A 1,140-nucleotide genomic window follows, 5' to 3' on the forward strand; every position below is an offset into this window, starting at 1 on the left:
CCAATGAGATCGCGCGAAGGTTGACTTCAGGCAACGGCGGCGATGTACGCCAATTCGGGGTCGCCGAAGAAGCCTCGGACGATGTGCGGTAGGCGCTGCAGCCGGCGCAGCCGGGCGGTGACGACCGCCTTCATCTGGTCGGGGCCGTTGGGAGCTGCGGGCGCCACTCCGTCGTGCTTGACGTTCTTCCACACCCACTCGTCGGGGTTGAGCTGCGGCGAATAGGCCGGCAGTCGGTGCAGCCGCAGGGCGCCGTCGGTGGAGTCGACGAAGCGCTGGACCGCCTTGGCTCGGTGGGCCGGGTGGTTGTCGACGATGCAGAACACCGGCCCGGCACTGGTGCGCTGGGCGTCGTGCAGCAGCCGCTGGAGGAAGGCGATGAAGCCCGCGGCGGTCAGCGTGCCGGCGAGCACCGAGAACCGCAGGGCGCCCTTGGCGCTGATCGCGGAGATCATGTTCAGGCCGAACCGGGCGCCGGTGGCCGCCACCGTCGGGGTCTGTGCGACCGGCGCCCAGGTGGTGCCGGCGTGGTAGTCGCTGCGCACGCCGGCCTCGTCGACGAAGAACACCGTTCCGCCGGTCGCCTTGGCCTCCGCGGCGATATTGGGGTAGTCGGTCTCCTTCCAGCGGGCCACTGCCACCGGGTCGGCCTGCTCGGCCCGGTACAGCGGCCGCTGGGCAGAGAAACCGAGGTCGTGCAGGGTGCGCCCGACGCTGGCCACGGTCAGCACCACCCCGAACCGAGCCGCGATCAGCTGACGGGCGATCTCGCGGGTCCACAGCGCCACGGCAAACCCGTGATCGCGCGGATCGGTGTCGGTGATCAGCGCGGCCAGCTCGCCCAACTGGGCATCGGAAAGCTTGCGCCGCCGTCCCGGCACCGGCTTGGCCCGCAGCGCCTGCCGACCCTCGGTGCGCTCCTTGGCCAGCCAGGTATAGATCGTTCTGCGGTGCAGGCCCAGCGCCGCCAGACCCGCGCCGACCTCGGCCGCCGGCACACCGCGGGCCACCTGCTCGGTCGCCCGCAGCCGCAGCGCCTCCAGCGTCTGGTGGTCGAGCTTGCGGCCGTCGTCCTCCCGCACTCCTCAATGGTCTCCGCGCGCGGGTCAGCGATCAAGCTACTAACGATCTCCTTAGTAA

1 protein-coding gene is annotated in these 1,140 nt (G+C 70.7%); it reads right to left on the reverse strand.

The features are described 5' to 3' along the window. Positions 1-26 precede the first annotated feature (26 nt). Positions 27-1,082, reverse strand: a complete 1,056-nt coding sequence (locus tag CNO22_RS27200; RefSeq protein WP_100502321.1) for an IS630 family transposase — start codon at positions 1,080-1,082, stop codon at positions 27-29. Between the last annotated feature and the right edge of the window lie 58 nt (positions 1,083-1,140).

The sequence above is a fragment of the Geodermatophilus chilensis genome, assembly GCF_002802985.1.
Taxonomy (GTDB): Bacteria; Actinomycetota; Actinomycetes; order Mycobacteriales; family Geodermatophilaceae; genus Geodermatophilus; species Geodermatophilus chilensis.